24 protein-coding genes and 5 pseudogenes are annotated in these 14,396 nt (G+C 46.1%); 15 read left to right on the top strand and 14 right to left on the bottom strand.

What is annotated here, in order from left to right; genetic code table 11:
* From DX060_RS10955 to DX060_RS10425, 4 genes and pseudogenes are all read right to left on the bottom strand, one after another.
* Positions 1–182, bottom strand: a 182-nt coding sequence (locus DX060_RS10955) for a hypothetical protein (protein WP_147278838.1), incomplete at its 3' end; no start/stop codon positions are given.
* Positions 143–412 carry a hypothetical protein gene (locus tag DX060_RS10960; protein ID WP_147278839.1) on the bottom strand — a complete coding sequence of 90 codons (270 nt, stop codon included), beginning with the start codon at positions 410–412 and terminating at the stop codon, positions 143–145. The genes DX060_RS10955 and DX060_RS10960, both read right to left, overlap by 40 nt.
* Complete coding sequence (locus DX060_RS10420) at positions 409–666, bottom strand: hypothetical protein (protein WP_115012482.1); 258 nt, start codon at positions 664–666, stop codon at positions 409–411. The genes DX060_RS10960 and DX060_RS10420 overlap by 4 nt, the downstream gene beginning before the upstream one ends.
* 249 nt (positions 667–915) lie before the next feature.
* Positions 916–1,553, bottom strand: a pseudogene (locus DX060_RS10425) (lipid II flippase MurJ); the annotation flags it as partial.
* Positions 1,554–1,644: 91 nt separating this feature from the next.
* On the opposite strand from DX060_RS10425, the gene DX060_RS10430 reads away from it, so the two are divergent.
* The 3 genes from DX060_RS10430 (at position 1,645) to DX060_RS10440 (ending at position 3,080) form a co-directional block, all read left to right on the top strand.
* Positions 1,645–2,295 (top strand): hypothetical protein, encoded by a 651-nt coding sequence (locus tag DX060_RS10430; RefSeq protein WP_147278840.1) that lies wholly within the window; start codon positions 1,645–1,647, stop codon positions 2,293–2,295.
* A gap of 25 nt (positions 2,296–2,320) precedes the next feature.
* Positions 2,321–2,623, top strand: a complete 303-nt coding sequence (locus DX060_RS10435; protein ID WP_115012484.1) for a hypothetical protein — start codon at positions 2,321–2,323, stop codon at positions 2,621–2,623.
* A gap of 103 nt (positions 2,624–2,726) precedes the next feature.
* Positions 2,727–3,080, top strand: a complete 354-nt coding sequence (locus DX060_RS10440; RefSeq protein WP_115012485.1) for a hypothetical protein — start codon at positions 2,727–2,729, stop codon at positions 3,078–3,080.
* Between the two features lie 11 nt (positions 3,081–3,091).
* On the opposite strand, the gene DX060_RS12255 is transcribed toward DX060_RS10440, so the two are convergent.
* Positions 3,092–3,226: a hypothetical protein gene (locus DX060_RS12255; protein ID WP_258552342.1), complete on the bottom strand. Its 135-nt coding sequence runs from the start codon at positions 3,224–3,226 to the stop codon at positions 3,092–3,094.
* Between the two features lie 265 nt (positions 3,227–3,491).
* Here DX060_RS12255 and DX060_RS12260 point away from each other — a divergent pair, with 265 nt between their 5' ends.
* The 5 genes and pseudogenes from DX060_RS12260 (at position 3,492) to DX060_RS12265 (ending at position 8,210) form a co-directional block, all read left to right on the top strand.
* Entirely contained in the window at positions 3,492–3,617 is a 126-nt protein-coding gene (locus tag DX060_RS12260; RefSeq protein ID WP_258552343.1) for a hypothetical protein, read from the top strand.
* A gap of 88 nt (positions 3,618–3,705) precedes the next feature.
* Positions 3,706–4,050, top strand: a complete 345-nt coding sequence (ruvA, locus tag DX060_RS10450) for a Holliday junction branch migration protein RuvA (protein WP_181814317.1) — start codon at positions 3,706–3,708, stop codon at positions 4,048–4,050.
* A gap of 222 nt (positions 4,051–4,272) precedes the next feature.
* Positions 4,273–5,609, top strand: a pseudogene (locus DX060_RS10455) (aromatic amino acid transport family protein).
* A gap of 3 nt (positions 5,610–5,612) precedes the next feature.
* Positions 5,613–6,963, top strand: a pseudogene (locus DX060_RS10460) (L-serine ammonia-lyase).
* 29 nt (positions 6,964–6,992) lie between these two features.
* Entirely contained in the window at positions 6,993–8,210 is a 1,218-nt protein-coding gene (locus DX060_RS12265) for an ATP-grasp fold amidoligase family protein (protein ID WP_258552150.1), read from the top strand.
* On the opposite strand, the gene DX060_RS10475 is transcribed toward DX060_RS12265, so the two are convergent.
* Positions 8,211–8,693: an ATP-grasp fold amidoligase family protein gene (locus DX060_RS10475; protein ID WP_115010860.1), complete on the bottom strand. Its 483-nt coding sequence runs from the start codon at positions 8,691–8,693 to the stop codon at positions 8,211–8,213.
* Here DX060_RS10475 and DX060_RS10480 point away from each other — a divergent pair.
* The 4 genes from DX060_RS10480 (at position 8,693) to DX060_RS10495 (ending at position 9,825) form a co-directional block, all read left to right on the top strand.
* Complete coding sequence (locus DX060_RS10480) at positions 8,693–8,935, top strand: hypothetical protein (protein WP_115010864.1); 243 nt, start codon at positions 8,693–8,695, stop codon at positions 8,933–8,935. The two genes, DX060_RS10475 and DX060_RS10480, sit on opposite strands and share 1 nt — an antisense overlap.
* Positions 8,913–9,194 (top strand): type II toxin-antitoxin system RelE family toxin, encoded by a 282-nt coding sequence (locus DX060_RS10485; RefSeq protein WP_115010865.1) that lies wholly within the window; start codon positions 8,913–8,915, stop codon positions 9,192–9,194. Before DX060_RS10480 ends, DX060_RS10485 begins: the two co-directional genes overlap by 23 nt.
* Positions 9,195–9,368: 174 nt before the next feature.
* Entirely contained in the window at positions 9,369–9,608 is a 240-nt protein-coding gene (locus tag DX060_RS10490) for a hypothetical protein (protein ID WP_115012488.1), read from the top strand.
* Between the two features lie 55 nt (positions 9,609–9,663).
* On the top strand, positions 9,664–9,825 hold the full coding sequence (locus DX060_RS10495) for an ATP-grasp fold amidoligase family protein (RefSeq protein ID WP_258552344.1): 162 nt from the start codon (positions 9,664–9,666) through the stop codon (positions 9,823–9,825).
* Here the strand turns inward: DX060_RS10495 and DX060_RS10500 are convergent.
* From DX060_RS10500 to DX060_RS10510, 3 genes are all read right to left on the bottom strand, one after another.
* Positions 9,805–9,975: an ATP-grasp fold amidoligase family protein gene (locus DX060_RS10500; RefSeq protein WP_115012490.1), complete on the bottom strand. Its 171-nt coding sequence runs from the start codon at positions 9,973–9,975 to the stop codon at positions 9,805–9,807. The two genes, DX060_RS10495 and DX060_RS10500, sit on opposite strands and share 21 nt — an antisense overlap.
* Positions 9,963–10,112 carry a hypothetical protein gene (locus tag DX060_RS12440; RefSeq protein WP_115012491.1) on the bottom strand — a complete coding sequence of 50 codons (150 nt, stop codon included), beginning with the start codon at positions 10,110–10,112 and terminating at the stop codon, positions 9,963–9,965. Before DX060_RS12440 ends, DX060_RS10500 begins: the two co-directional genes overlap by 13 nt.
* Before the next feature lie 76 nt (positions 10,113–10,188).
* A complete protein-coding gene (locus DX060_RS10510) occupies positions 10,189–10,398 on the bottom strand; it encodes a hypothetical protein (RefSeq protein WP_115012492.1) in 210 nt (69 codons plus the stop codon).
* On the opposite strand from DX060_RS10510, the gene DX060_RS10515 reads away from it, so the two are divergent.
* The gene (locus tag DX060_RS10515) at positions 10,398–10,598 is read left to right on the top strand and encodes a hypothetical protein (RefSeq protein WP_115010861.1); all 201 of its coding nucleotides are present in this window, start codon (positions 10,398–10,400) and stop codon (positions 10,596–10,598) included. The two genes, DX060_RS10510 and DX060_RS10515, sit on opposite strands and share 1 nt — an antisense overlap.
* Positions 10,599–10,871, top strand: a complete 273-nt coding sequence (locus DX060_RS10520) for a type II toxin-antitoxin system RelE/ParE family toxin (protein WP_115010862.1) — start codon at positions 10,599–10,601, stop codon at positions 10,869–10,871.
* Between the two features lie 40 nt (positions 10,872–10,911).
* Here the strand turns inward: DX060_RS10520 and DX060_RS10525 are convergent, their stop codons facing one another.
* Entirely contained in the window at positions 10,912–11,379 is a 468-nt protein-coding gene (locus DX060_RS10525) for an ATP-grasp fold amidoligase family protein (RefSeq protein ID WP_147278841.1), read from the bottom strand.
* 1 nt (position 11,380) lies between these two features.
* On the opposite strand from DX060_RS10525, the gene DX060_RS12270 reads away from it, so the two are divergent.
* A complete protein-coding gene (locus DX060_RS12270; protein WP_258552151.1) occupies positions 11,381–11,515 on the top strand; it encodes a hypothetical protein in 135 nt (44 codons plus the stop codon).
* A 34-nt stretch (positions 11,516–11,549) separates the two neighbouring features.
* Here the strand turns inward: DX060_RS12270 and accA are convergent, their stop codons facing one another.
* From accA to DX060_RS10545, 4 genes and pseudogenes are all read right to left on the bottom strand, one after another.
* Complete coding sequence (accA, locus tag DX060_RS10530; protein ID WP_115010868.1) at positions 11,550–12,479, bottom strand: acetyl-CoA carboxylase carboxyl transferase subunit alpha; 930 nt, start codon at positions 12,477–12,479, stop codon at positions 11,550–11,552.
* Between the two features lie 35 nt (positions 12,480–12,514).
* A pseudogene (locus DX060_RS10535) lies at positions 12,515–13,754 on the bottom strand (beta-ketoacyl-ACP synthase II).
* An 82-nt stretch (positions 13,755–13,836) separates the two neighbouring features.
* Entirely contained in the window at positions 13,837–14,067 is a 231-nt protein-coding gene (gene acpP, locus DX060_RS10540) for an acyl carrier protein (RefSeq protein WP_115010870.1), read from the bottom strand.
* 77 nt (positions 14,068–14,144) lie between these two features.
* Positions 14,145–14,396 (bottom strand): annotated as a pseudogene (locus tag DX060_RS10545) (SDR family oxidoreductase); the annotation flags it as partial.

The following is a 14,396-nucleotide window of genomic DNA, read 5'->3' on the forward strand; positions in this document are numbered from 1 at the left end:
AAAAACGCGCGAAGCTCGGTTCTAATAGTGTGGGCTAGCTTTGTGGATTTGGGCGTTGGCTTTTTGCTGGAGGATTGGGCTTTGCTTGATTCTGGCGTTGGCTTTTGGGCTAAAAATGGCGATTGCTGCGGCGAGTCGGCGGTTACATACGCTCTAGTATGCGCCCTTGACTCGCCTTGCAAAGCCCCATTTTTATCACCAAAATCCTGCGCCTAACTGCGTTTTGAGAAAACACACTTTGAGCGTTGCTAGAATCCACTTTTTGACTCTCGGCGTTTCTTCTGTCATTGCGAGCCGCTGCGGTAGCAGTGGTGTGGCAAAGCGTAGCTTCTTTAGAAAAACAAGGGATACCGCTCGGCGTTAGCCGATGTTTCTTTAGAATCCACAGATTCTGCGCTAGCAGAATAGTCATTGGCTAGAATCCACTTTTGCGCCTTTGTGGATTGCCACGCCGCTATCGCGGCTCGCAATGACAGAAAAATGGGCGTTAGGGCTAGAATCCGCTTTTTGTAATGTTTGTATGTTTTTTGCGTTTTTATCAAAAGTGGATTCTAGGTTTTGTGTCTTTGTTTGTGTGGATTGCCCGCGCCGACAAGTCGGCTCGCAATGACGATAAAAAAGCTTCATTACTAGAATCCACTTTTTGATTTGCGGCGGATTTTTCACACCCAGCCCCTTTTTCTTCTTCAAGGATTCTAGGAATTGCGGTGGGGCTGTGGGGAGCTTTGCGGATTTTCTAAAGAAACTTCGCTTCGCTTGTTTTCTAAAGAAGCTACGCTTTGCGATGAGAAATTGGGGTTTTTCGAGCCGCGCAAGGAGATAAGACTCGAGTGTCTATCGACGCAGCGCGGCGATGAAATCCCCGATTATCGCGCAAAGCTGAATCCCTTGTGAAAAAAGCCAGCGCACCTCCCCCACCCCACACACAAAAAGCCTCACAAACCCCAGCCTATACAGCGGATAAATATGCAAAGCAATCTGTGCCACACCGCCTACTAGCACCCCATAGCTAGCGATATACACGATTTGCATCTCATCGCTATCCCTAGCAAAAAGCAGCGCGCAAATCATCGCGATATTAAGCAACGCTGTGTTATACGCACTCACCCAGAAATGCTGCTTATACTGCAAAGCGTGCTAAAAAATGTAACCAAAAACACCAAAAACAAATACCAAAAATGTATCGCTACAATGGGGCTAGCAAGCCTAATTAGCTCCTCATCAAAGCCTAGGGCTAGCACTCTAGTAAATGCCCCGCTAAATGCCACCACAAGCAGACTAAATCCTATAAGCACGCAAGAGAAAATCGCAAGCACAAGCACGCTAAATGCGCCCTTTTTGCTACTTGCGATAAAGCTAGGTAGGAAGCTTTGTGTAAATGCCCCTTCGCCAAAGATCCTGCGGAAAAGATTAGGGAACTTAAATGCGACAAAAAATATATCGCTATACACCCCAGCCCCCAAGATATTTGCCATACTCAAATCCCGCAAAAATCCAAACACCCTAGAGCATAAAATCCCGCTACTATTTGTCAAAAACGCCTTTTTAAGCACCAATAATCCTTAGAAAACAAATCGCATAGATATGTAACTAGTTTTAATAAAGCCTAGATTCTAGCCAAAGAAGTTTGATATACTATAATAAATGCGTGTGTTAGCCTGTAAGTTTCATAGCTACTATAATGATACAAAATGGATACGAAGGATTTGCGTGGAGTTTGCGCCATTTCTCCTACTTGATACTGACAATATCCTAGAATCCTTGCAAAGCGAGTGCCAAAAACGCGCGATCTCCATAGATAGCGTGCAATGTCTCTTGCAAAAGCACCATATCACCCTAAGCGATCCCAAGCTCCCAAGCCACGCGCTTTTAGACGATAGGCTATATCATAGTGATCGCTTCACAATCTGCCAGAGCTGCGATATCCTCGTGCGACCAAAGCTTATTGATGATACCTTTAGTATCTATCTCTCCACGGATAAAGACAAGGCATTTATGCGCTGCTTTGATAGCTTTTTGCCGCTTGAAGAGATCAAAGCCGATCTATACGCCCAAGTAGGCGCAAGGCTTGCTATGCTAGGGGTGATCTTGCGCGATATGGAGAGCTTGCACGCTAAAATCGATGAGCTCTTGCACGCAATCAAGCACGATCCCAAAAGCAAAGCCCAAGAATTTTGCCTTATGCAAAGTAGCGTATATGCGCCGCCAAGCCTATGCGCTTTGTCTTTTTCCCGCAAGAGTCCTACCACGCTAAAGAGCAAGGGCTCTTTGATGATGAGAGTATCCCCCACCTAGCAAGATCCAAGAGGCATTTTATGGCGTGGATAAGGGCGAGCTTATCGCGATGTATGAGTTTGGCGATCGTGGGGTAGCAGGGCGCAATCTCCTAGGGCAATACTGCTCCCAAGCCGATGAAAAGCCGCGCATAATCCCAAGTGTGCAGGAGCATATCACCACTAAAGCCTATGCGGATAAAATCCAATACTTCAGCCAGATCCAAGGCTTCATCGCCTTGCATAATCAATTCACCGCGCCCTATGCCAGCACGAGCCCAAGCCCACAAAACCAAGCCACACAGATAGCCAAGCGGATCTTTTTTGCTTCTATACACCTCCAAGCCTAGAGCTGACTTCTACCAAAACTCCGCCGCTACTAGGGGGCGTGCGAGCGCATATCACACTCCGTATAGAATCTAGTCATAGCAGTATTGATGCCTAGGAGATGGCGTGCATATCGAAGCGGAGCATATAGAAATAGCTGGCGATCTAGGGAGTAGCACGACTATTAAAGCAAAGCAGCTCATCATCAATGGCTCAACCCACAAAAGCTCCAAAATCCTAGCCCAGCACGCCAAGATCCTAACCCACAAGGGGCTTTTGATCGCACAAGATTGCACGATCAAAAATCTGGATTCTGGCACCATCTATGCCAACACCGCTAAAATCCAAGAGACAATCGCTAGCACCATCTATGCAAGCTCTATCTCCATAGACCGCCTGCGCAATGCCAATACCTGCTACTTTTCCGCCCTGCTAGAAGCAAAAGAGATCCACAAAATCGCGGCGATGACAATGCCCTAGTCTTTAGCCTGCTAGGCTCTAGCGATTATCGTAGCTATCTCTGCAATGCTAGAATCTACCACCGCGACAAATCCCACACCTAGCCCAGCTAGAATCCACCCTATCTGCCCTACTCCTAAAGCCCACGCCGCCAAAGCTTCTAGCAAAGCTTCAGGGCTTTACCAAAGATCAGCAAGCAATCGCGCTAAAAGAGAGCAAATTTGCCAAAACCTACCAAGAATCCTACGTACTTATCAAGCTCTATAAAGCCACTTAGCACGCAAGAAGTCTTTAGAGCATCCCTTACACACGCTAAAGCCACGATCAATCCCTATCACCAAGGCTTTGTAACGCACGCTTACATATAGGCAAGGTTATGGGCTTTGAAAACTATGCGATATACAAGGGCTATCCCTAGAGCCAAATGACACAATGAGTGAATCTCTCTTACTTGAATACAACAAACCCTCACACATCACTATCGCTAAAGATTCTAGGGTAAAATCCGCGCCAGAATCTTTAGATACTCACTCAATCCACTTAAAGGTAGAACAATGATTTGCGGTCTAATCGGCACGATCCACAAGCTAGAGCCTATGCGCGTAGAGCTCAATGTCCAAGGCGTGATTTATGGCATTGCATTAGTGTGCAGACAAGTGCGCAGCTGCGAATAAAAGTGGATTCTAGCAAGGAGTCTAGCCCATCAATCTATCTCCACATCACCACCATTATCCGTGAAGATGCGCATTTGCTCTTTGGCTTTGTAGATACACTAGAGCAAAGCACTTTTGAGCGATTGCTTAAAATTAACGGCGTAGGCACCAAAGTCGCCCTTACAATCCTTAGCACCTTCAGCGCGCAAAAATTCCTAGAAATCATCGCTAGCAAGGACATTAAGCTCTTGCAAAAGGTCCCGGGCGTTGGCGCAAAGAGTGCGGGGCAAAATCTTGCTAGATTTAGCGGGCTTTTGCGAGCAGGCACTAGAATCTAGCAAGCCCCAATCCCCAAGCAATCTAGCCAGCAAGCACGACATCACAAGTGCGCTAGAGCCCTAGGCTACAAGGCAATGAAATCACCCGTATCCTGCCTCAAATCACTGCCAACAGATACACAAAGCGCGATCAAAGAAGCCTTGCGCTTGCTTGCTCGCTAAATGAGTAAGAAAATGCGCGAGAAAATGTATAATATATTCAATGTCACACAAGGAGCGACTATGAAAAATACCCCACCAAAATGGAATTCATTTGACACTCGCTGGATGCTATCTTTATTTGGCACGGCAGTGGGAGCTGGGATCTTGTATCTACCTATCAAAGCTGGGGGCGGAGGCTTTTGGCCCGTGGTGGTGATGTGCTTTGTCATCTTCCCTATGGTGTATTTGAGCCACAGAGCGTTAAGCCGCTTTGTCTGCCAAGCTAGTGGCAATGACAGAGACATCACGCACGCCGCAGAAGAATACTTTGGGCGTGGGGTGAGTGGTGTTTATCTCTATCCTTTACTTCTTCGCGATTTTCCCTATTTGCTTGGCTTACTGCGTGGGGATTACAAACACATTTGAAAGCTTTATTTACAATCAGCTTTTGCCCTTGCTAGATTCTAATGGCAGCTTGGCTGGATTCATCAGCTCTATCTATACTACCGAGCTAAATGAAAAAGGCTCGCAAATAGCACACTTACTGCCACTTTGGCGGGCGATTTTGGTATTTTTGGGTGTGAGTAGCTTTATGCTTATTATGCTTTTTAGCGAAGAGTTTATCACCAAAGTATGTGAATGGCTCGTGTATCCGCTATGCGCGGTTTTTGTTTCTATTCTCACTCTATCTTATTCCGCAGTGGAATCTAGGCAGCCTAAGCGAAGTGCCCAATGTGAAAGAGTTTTTGACAATCGTGTGGCTCACTCTGCCTGTGCTTGTCTTTAGCTTTAATCACTCTCCAGCCATTTCTACCTTTTCTTTAAGCGTGAAGCGCGAGTATGGGGAGCACTCCGTAGCAAAGGCAAATCAAATCCTTTTCCGCACCGCGACAATGCTACTAATCTTTGTGATGTTTTTTGTCTTTTCTTGTGTGCTATGTCTAAGTCAGCAGAGCTTGCTGAAGCTAGAGCGCAAAATATCCCCTGTGCTATCCTATTTTGCCAATAAGCTTGATAATCCTTTCATCTCTTATGGCGGTCCTTTGATAGCATTTTTGGCTATTTCTAGCTCATTTTTTGGGCATTATTTTGGGGCTAGAGAAGGGGCGTATGGGATCGTGCGTAAATGCTGCAAAATCGCCGGCAATGAGAATCCAAATCTTAAAGCAATCGCCATTGCAAGCACAAGTGTAATGTATGTGATAATGCTCTTGTAGCCTATATCAATCCAAGCGTGCTAGGCTTTATCGAAGATCTAGGCGGTCCAATCATCGCTGCAATCCTTTCCTTATGCCAATCATCGCTATTTATAGCGTCTCAAAGATGAAGCAGTTTAAAAAACCCTGCCCTAGAATGCCTTTGTATTTATCACAGGGCTTTTGACAATCTTCACCGTGATTTACAAGCTTATAGGATAGCGCGTGAGTAATCTTAGCATTTGTAAAATCGGCATAGGTCCTTCATCATCGCACACGCTAGGACCGCTCATAGCGGGCAATCGCTTCTGCGAGCTAATCGCCCCCAAGCTAGAATCCATCGCGCATATCACTATCACGCTCTATGGCTCTCTCTCACTCACGGGCAGAGGGCATTTGAGTGATAAAGCGATCCTTTGGGGGCTAGAAAATCTCCACGCCAAAACCATCACCAAAGACCTCCAAGCCGCCACCCTAGCACGCGTCTATGATACAAAGCAGCTTAATCTCTGCGGGACAAAGCTTATCCCCTTTGATAGCAGCAGCGACATCATCTTTAGCGATGAGTTTCTGCCCCAGCACGAAAATGCCCTGCGCATAGAAGCCTTTAGCGCACAAGGCGCAAAAGTAACTTCTTGCACCTACTTTTCTATCGGTGGGGGCTTTGTCAAGATGAGCAAGAGCTAGAATCCACCCAAGGAGAAAAAGTGGATTCTAGTCTTTGCAGATAGAGAACGCCACCAAAGCTCTCTATCTCTGCGATGAGAAGTCCTGCGACCTAGCCAAGCTCTCTTTAGAATACGAGCTGCAATTCCGCGATGAGAGGAGCATTAGAGCTTACTGCCTTGAAGTATGGGAGTGTATGCAAGAAGCCTATGCCCAAGGCACGCACCCAAGCGAGGACTATCTCCCGGGCAAGCTCCACCTAAAACGCCGTGCCAAAGGCTTGTTTGAGCGCGTGCATACCACAAGCGATCCGCTAGGGATCATTGACTTTATCTCGCTCTATGCCATAGCCATAGCAGAGGAGAATGCCAGCGGCGCACGAGTGGTAACAGCCCCTACAAATGGTGCTTGCGCGGTGATCCCAGCGGTAATGCTCTATTGCAAAAACCACACCATAGGCTTTAACGATGATAAAGCAGTAGAGTTTCTGCTAACAGCCATACTCATAGGCTCTTTCATCAAGAAAAATGCCAGCATAAGCGGCGCAGAAGCCGGCTGCCAAGCAGAGATCGGCTCGGCTAGCTCTATGGCAGCAGGGGCTATGGCGACTATCCTTGGCGCAGATGCTAGGAAAGCCTGCAATGCCGCGGAAATGGCTATGGAGCATCACCTAGGGCTTACTTGCGACCCTGTGGGCGGGCTTGTGCAGATCCCTTGTATCGAGCGCAATGCCTTTGGCGCGATCAAGGCTATCTCTGCTGCGAGAATGGCGATGACGCGCAAAAGCACGCCGATTGTAAGCCTAGATGAAGTGATAAAGACAATGTATCAAACCGGCAAAGATATGAATGCCAAATACCGCGAAACCGCCCTAGGCGGTCTAGCCAAGACGCTCTCAAGCGTTTGCTAGCCACCCCACACCACACACAAGGAGATCCAATGAGCCAAGAGCCACAATCTTTCAAATCCCGCCTTAAAGAGAGCATTAAGCACAATCCCATCTACACAAAGGCGATCCGCCCCTTACGCGTGAAGCTAAATGCTCTCATAGAATCCACTTTAGATGATGAAGCCTACTTTGTCCGCCGACATAAAAAGATCTTTGGCTACACCCCAGACTTCCGCAATCCCAAGACCTTTAATGAGAAGATTATCCACCGCATTTTGTTTGACAGAAGCCCTGTCTATACCGCGCTAGCCGATAAGCTAAAGGCTAGGATCTACATCGCTGCCACACTTTACCCACTCTATGAAAACGCGATTAGGGGGGGGGCAGAGTGTGATGCAAGCCTAGATTCTAGCTTAGATTCTAGCGCACACACCATACAAGCCCTAGCCAAGCTCAATCTGCTAGAGCCTAGCTCCACACTCTTTGCCCCCATAGACTCGCTAGGATCCACTCTCCTTGCTACCAATATCTGCCCCTATTTGCCCAAGCTCTATGGGATTTACAAAAGCTTTGATGAGATAGACTTTGCCAGCTTGCCCACCTCCTTTGCGATAAAGACCAATCACGATGGTGGCGGCGTGGTGCTTGTGCCAAATAAGCAGGAGTTTTTGAGCGATCAAGCACGCTTTGAAGCTGCTAGGAGCAAAATCCAAAGCCACCTAGCGACCAATTTCTACACCCTTTTCCGCGAATGGCATTACAAAGACATCGAGCCGCGCGTGTTTATCGAAGAGCTTCTAGGAGCTTCTAGCCCCGCAAACACCGCGCCTAATGCAGAATCTAGCACAGACTCCAGCACAAAAACATTTGAAAATGACGATTTTCATAACAAAATTGCCCAAAACCTAGAATCCTACAAAGCCCCAACAGACTATAAATGTCATATATTTAATGGCGCATTGAGTCATATAGATACAATTATCGATAAATTCACCAATCAGACCGAAATCGCTATGACTCCCACTTGGGAGAAAATGCCCTTTGACTATGACAAAAAAGCCTCACACATACCAAAAAAGCCAAAAAATCTAGCCCTAATGCAAGAGCTAGCCATATCGCTTGCGGATAAGTTTTCTTATGTGCGGGTTGATTTATACGAAATTGATGAGCAGATCATCGTAGGGGAGCTGACTTTCACTCCCACGGGTGGCACGGATAGATTCTCGCCTATGCAGTGGGATAGGAATTTGGGGGATTTGTGGGTTTAATCACGCGTGCATTTTCCAGCGATCGCCAAGGACATTATCCCACTCTTGTAGGCTAAATTTATCTGTCCCACAAGCAGGAGTAAATGTCATCTCCCCAAAAAATATCACAGAATCTATCTCATATAAATCCACGCGCACATACGCAAAGGGTTGTGATAAAGCAATGGCGATTTGCTTCATAGTGAGCAAATTTTTGGGCTTTGGCGGGATCGTGGTGGCTCTTTTTTCATAGTCAAATGGGAGCTTTTGCCACTGCTCATCTAGGGCGATTTCTTCTTGATGGACAAACCGCACTCTAATCACTTCTATATGACTCAATGCGCCATTAAATATATGGCATTTATAGTCTGTTGGGGCTTTGTAGGATTCTAGGCTTGAATTTTGGGCAATTTTGTTATGAAAATCGTCATTTGCAAGGTAGGGGTAAAATATTAGGCACTTATGGATTCTAGTGTATAATCCACCAAAACAAAGGAGCGACAATGACTATCATCGTAGAGAATGTCAAAGAAGAGTTTCTGCCAAGTATGAAAGCATTTACAAAGGCGATCAACGCCAAGTGCAAGGTGGAGAAGCCTGCGTGCCACAAACTTAGTGAGTCAAAGGCTATGCGACAAATTGCAAGCGACTTTGCCGCGATGCCTAAAGAGCAGCAAGATCGCTTGCGCGATGAGCTAGAAACTTTAGTAAATGGGCAGTCTTATGCAGATCCTACTGACAAATAAAGCAGAAAAATTTCTAGCCAAGCAGTATAAAGGCGATCCACACGGGATACATTTGGTGCGGCTTTTCATCGATACGCATTTGCAAGAGTCCCCAAACCCAACGACTCTGCCCAACTGCGCGAAACTTCAGGGGCGGTATAAATCTATGGGCAATCTTTGGCGGTGGCGAGTGGGGAGATACCGCATAATAGGCGATGTCAAGTCCCAGCAGCTCACGCTTGAGATTATCGAAATCACCACGAGAGAAAACGCGTATTAACCCCTATAATGCGTGCTTGGACTTATGCCTAGTTTTTAGAAAATTGCTTAGGATTTGCTAATTTTATAAAACTATTACCCCTACCTTGCAAATGACGATTTTCATAACAAAATTGCCCAAAATTCAAGCCTAGAATCCAGCCCAAAATCCCTAGAATCAAACGAGGATTCTAGTGTGGATTGCCACGCTTTGCCTTGCGACAAAGCTCGCAATGACAGCTTAGATTCTACCCAGCTCCTAGAATCCACTTTTGCCTACAAAGCCCCTGATGACTACAAGTTTCACTGCTTTGGGAAGAGGGTGTTTTCTGAAACGATTATCGATCGTGGGAGCAATACGCGCTGCACATTTTTTGATGAAGCGTGGAATCCACTTGAAGTAAAGATCACCTATGATTTGCACAAAGAGCGATAGAGAAGCCAAGCGTGCTACCCCTAATGCTTGAGATAAGCAGAAGATTTTTGATGATTTGGGGTATTTGCGCTGCGATTTTTATCTGCAAGGAAATACGATTTTACACATAGGGGAGCTGACATTCACGCCCGGTGGCGGCGTGCTGCCGATCTCGCCTAGAGAGTTTGATGGGACTTTGGGGAGCTTTGGGAATCCACTAGTGCCACAAATCGCCTAATTTTTTATCCCACTCATTTGGAGTAAAATGCCCTGTGCCGCCCTCTGGAGTCATCGTAAGCTCGCCCACGATAATCGCCCCACAAATACTATACAAATCCACACGCACAAACCTGCAACTTTTGCTTAGTAATCTAGCTATATCAAGCATAGTGGGGAGATTTTTCGGTTTTGTGGGGTGGTGCGTGGCAGTGGGTAGTAATACACCACTTCTAGCGCGTTCCACTCTGTGTCAAACATCGTGCGTGTGTGGCTGGTAAATCGCTCTGTATCGACTTGGATAAAGATTTGCCCTCCAAAGCAGTGAAACTTGTAGTCATCAGGGGCTTTGTAGGCAAAAGTGGATTCTAGGGCTGGGTAGAATCTAAGCTGTCATTGCGAGCTTTGTCGCAAGGCAAAGCGTGGCAATCCACACTAGAATCCTTCGGTTTGATTCTAGGGGATTTTGGGGCTGGGATTCTAGGCTTGAATTTTGGGCAATTTTGTTATGAAAATCGTCATTTGCAAGGTAGGGGTAAAATATTAGGCACTTATGGATTCTAGTGTATAATCCACCAAAACAAAGGAGCGACAATGACCATCCATATCACCGCTAAAAATGCTAGCAAAGACTTCACAAACGCGCTAAAAAGTCTAGCCAAGCTAGCAGATGTCAAACTGACAATACAAAAAGAGCCAAGCGATGAGCTTTTGCGCAGCATAAAGGCTGTGAAAAATGGCAAGGTAGAGAAGTTTCAAGACTTTGCAAGCTACAAAAAGGCTATGGATTCTTAGATGTTTGAGATCCACACCACTGCTAAATACAAAAAGCAGCGCAAGAAACTAAGCCAAGATGATAGAGACTTGCTTGATAGCGTGATCTATACACTTGCAAGTGGGGAGAGCCTAGAGCCAAAACACAGAGATCATAAGCTCACAGGCGAGCTAAAGGGCTTCCGCGAGTGTCATATCAAGCCAGATTTGCTACTCATCTATGCCAAAAATCAAAATGCCCTTATCCTTACTTGTGTAGAAGTAGGCTCACATAGCGATCTGTTTAAAGGCTAGGTTAAGCCCTTGCTTTTTATTTTGCTTTTTTACCCTTACCCTATCTCCATAAATCGCCCAGCTTTTTATCCCACTCATTTGGGGTGAATTTTTCTGTGCCGCCTGTGGGTGTGAAAGTCAGCTCGCCTACAATGACACTGCTATCGATGAGATACAGATCCACACGCACATAAGAAAAAGGGCTGGCAAGGGCTTGAGCGATATTGATTATAAGCGTGAGATTATGTGGCTTGGCTGGAGGAACGCTTGCTTTCTTTTCAAAATCAAAAGGCATTTTTCGCCAATTTGTATCCATAGCAATTTCTGTTTGGTTGATAAATTTATCTAAAATGGCAGTAATATGACTAATCTTACCGCTAAAGGTGTGGCATTTATAGTCTGTTGGGGCTTTGTAGGCAAAAGTGGATTCTAGGGGCTGGGTAGAATCTAAGCTGTCATTGCGAGCTTTGTCGCAAGGCAAAGCGTGGCAATCCACACTAGAATCCGCGTTTGCAGAGCTAGAATCCATTGTGTTATGGATTGTTTCGCCGACTTCATCGTCTCGCAATGACAAGTCAAGTGCTCTCTCTTTGCTAGAATCCGCGTTTGATTCTAGGGATTTTGGGCTGGATTCTAGGCTTGAATTTTGGGCAATTTTGTTATGAAAATCGTCATTTGCAAGGTAGGGTGTAGCGAGAATTATTCACTGAAAGCTCCATAGTGCATAATTTTTTCATAGCGTTTTTGGAGATAGTCTTTATCCTTTAGAATCTCGCTTAGGCTTGTTAGGAAATATGTCTTGATCGCTTGGGCTGCACTCTCTCTATCTCTATGCGCACCACTTAGTGGCTCTGGGATAATGTCATCGATGAGTTGAGCCTTTTTCAGCTCATCGGGGGTGATTTTCATCGCTTTTGTGGCGGACTCTATCTTGGCAGGGTCATTCCACAAAATCGCCGCACAACCCTCAGGAGAAATCACGCTAAAGATAGAATACTGCATCATAGCCAGCCTATCTGCCACAGCGATAGCAAGCGCACCACCACTACCCCCCTCACCGATGACAACAGAAATCGTAGGTGTGCGCAAGGCAGCGAACTCTTGGAGATTCTTGGCGATAGCCTCACTCTGTCCGCGCTCCTCCGCGCCTATCCCCGGATACGCACCAGCAGTATCGACAAGCATAAGGATAGGGAGCTTAAATTTCTCTGCAAGCTTTGCGGCTTTAAGGGCTTTGCGGTAGCCCTCAGGGTTTGGCATACCAAAATTTCTCGTGATTTTATTCTTAGTGCCTCTGCCCTTTTCTTCACCTATGACTAGCACAGGCTGCTCATCAATCTTGCCTATCATACATACGATAGCTTTATCATCGCGGAAATGCCTATCGCCACAGATCTCATACGCATCTTTTAGCAATAGCTCAATATAATCAAGCGCGTAAGGTCTATCGGGGTGGCGCGCTAGCTGGAGCTTTTGATAATCGCTCATATTGCCATAGACTTTTTTCAGCTCTTTTTCTAAGTCCTTTTGCAATATCTCCTTAGCTGCAGTATCTCCGCGCATAGAAGCTAGCTCAATGTCATCTTGAATGCTCTTAAGCTGTTTTTCAAAATCTAAACAAGTCGCCATTGCCACTCCATATTATGCGCTATGCGTTGGTATGACTATATATTTTTAAAGATGACCACACCATTGGTGCCACCAAAGCCAAAGGAATTACTCATCACGGCATTGACCTTTGCTTCTCTAGCGACATTTGGTATATAGTCAAGATCACACTCTGGATCACTATGCTCCTGATTGATCGTAGGGGGGAGAACGCCAGCTCGCATAGCCATTATAGAAATCACCGCCTCAATCGCCCCTGCCGCTCCCAAACAATGCCCAATCTGCCCCTTCGTCGAGCTAACAGGCGGGACATTATCCTTGCCGCCAAAGACTTTCTTCAACGCCATTGTCTCAAAAAGATCGTTATACGCTGTGCTAGTGCCGTGAGCATTGACATAGTCGATCTTTGTATTTGCCATAGTAAGCGCGGCTTTCATCGCGCGTGCCGCACCCTCGCCCTCTGGTGCAGGAGTGGTGATGTGATTAGCATCACCACTCTCGCCAAATCCAGCCACCTCGGCATAAATTTTCGCACCTCGCGCCTTAGCACGCTCATATTCCTCCAAAATAAGCGCACCAGCACCCTCACCCATAACAAATCCGCTACGATCTTTATCAAATGGACGAGAAGCTTTCTGTGGCTCATCGTTCCGCTCTGATAGGGCTTTCATCGCAGCAAAGCCGCCAATCCCCACAGGGCAGATAGTGGATTCTGCGCCGATGACTAGCATCGCATCTGCACCATTTAGCATAATCGTTTTAGCCGCTTCGATGATCGCGTGTGTGCCAGCCGCACAGGCAGTAACACTCGCAAGATTGGGACCTCTTATGCCAAACTCTATTGAAGTAAATCCACCTAGCATATTTACAAGCGCACTTGGTATGAAAAATGGTGTAATTCTCCTCGGACCTTTGTCAAAGCAGGTAATGGAGTTTTTCTCGATATTTGCCAAGCCTCCGATCCCGGCTCCAGAACTCACACCGAAGCGATCACTCAATGCCTCATCGCAACGACCATCGCTTCCTAGCAAGCCGCTATCGCTCATCGCTTCTTTGCTAGCCTTAAGCCCTAGCTGGATAAATCTATCGGCTTTTTTCACATCTTTTGGACTTAGGACCTCTTCAGGATTAAAGCCTACAATCTCGCCCCGCTATGCTCACAGGAAAATCGTTGGTATCAAAAGAAGTTATCCTTCTTATGCCGCACTTGCCATCAACAATCGCGGAAAACGAATCATCTCTATTGAGTCCAACTGCATTTATCATACCAATGCCCGTAACGACTACACGACGCATATCACTCCTTCATCATCAAACTTCATCAGCCACTAGCCCACACACCATACTCAAAAAGCACGCGGAGCTAGCTGTAGTTAGGCTATTTATGCGCTTCGATAAATGCTACGACATCGCCGACTTTTTGGATTTTGTTTGCCTCTTCATCTGGGATATTTACGCCAAACTTCTCTTCAAGAGCCATAATAAGCTCAACCACATCAAGAGAATCTGCATTTAAGTCTTTTACAAACTCTGCTTCAGGCGTTACTTTATCTGCTTCTACGCTAAGCTCTTTTACGATTACTTCCTTGATCTCATCAAACAATGCCATACAATACTCCTTGCAAGTTTTTAGAATTTGGGATTCTAACAAAAAAAATTTAGAAATTACCTTAAATATATAAATAATTACATATATAAGCCACCATTGACTTTCAACACTTCCCCTGTGATATAGCTCGCACCATCACTTAGCAGAAACGCCACTGGCCTGCGCGACTTCGGCACTCTGCCCCAAACGCCCTAGCGGGATAGTCTTTTGATACTGCTCTTTTATCTCATCGCTAAGGGCTTCTGTCATATCCGTCTGGATAAAGCCCGGTGTAATGCAATTAAAGCGCACATTGCGTGAAGCCCCCTCGTAGGCAAAGCTCTTGCTCA

This window comes from Helicobacter canis (assembly GCF_900451095.1).
Classification (GTDB): domain Bacteria; phylum Campylobacterota; class Campylobacteria; order Campylobacterales; family Helicobacteraceae; genus Helicobacter_B; species Helicobacter_B zhangjianzhongii.

What these genes read in the sequence shown, in the direction of transcription:
- DX060_RS10960 (WP_147278839.1), bottom strand. Translation starts at nt 412, where the DNA reads ATGACTATTCTGCTAGCGCAGAATCTGTGGATTCTAAAGAAACATCGG.
- DX060_RS10430 (WP_147278840.1), top strand. Translation starts at nt 1,645, where the DNA reads ATGCGTGTGTTAGCCTGTAAGTTTCATAGCTACTATAATGATACAAAA.
- DX060_RS12260 (WP_258552343.1), top strand. Translation starts at nt 3,492, where the DNA reads ATGAGTGAATCTCTCTTACTTGAATACAACAAACCCTCACACATCACT.
- DX060_RS12265 (WP_258552150.1), top strand. Translation starts at nt 6,993, where the DNA reads ATGAGCCAAGAGCCACAATCTTTCAAATCCCGCCTTAAAGAGAGCATT.
- DX060_RS10480 (WP_115010864.1), top strand. Translation starts at nt 8,693, where the DNA reads ATGACTATCATCGTAGAGAATGTCAAAGAAGAGTTTCTGCCAAGTATG.
- DX060_RS10485 (WP_115010865.1), top strand. Translation starts at nt 8,913, where the DNA reads ATGCAGATCCTACTGACAAATAAAGCAGAAAAATTTCTAGCCAAGCAG.
- DX060_RS10500 (WP_115012490.1), bottom strand. Translation starts at nt 9,975, where the DNA reads ATGCTTGATATAGCTAGATTACTAAGCAAAAGTTGCAGGTTTGTGCGT.
- DX060_RS10515 (WP_115010861.1), top strand. Translation starts at nt 10,398, where the DNA reads ATGACCATCCATATCACCGCTAAAAATGCTAGCAAAGACTTCACAAAC.
- DX060_RS10520 (WP_115010862.1), top strand. Translation starts at nt 10,599, where the DNA reads ATGTTTGAGATCCACACCACTGCTAAATACAAAAAGCAGCGCAAGAAA.
- DX060_RS10525 (WP_147278841.1), bottom strand. Translation starts at nt 11,379, where the DNA reads ATGGATTCTAGCTCTGCAAACGCGGATTCTAGTGTGGATTGCCACGCT.
- accA (WP_115010868.1), bottom strand. Translation starts at nt 12,479, where the DNA reads ATGGCGACTTGTTTAGATTTTGAAAAACAGCTTAAGAGCATTCAAGAT.
- acpP (WP_115010870.1), bottom strand. Translation starts at nt 14,067, where the DNA reads ATGGCATTGTTTGATGAGATCAAGGAAGTAATCGTAAAAGAGCTTAGC.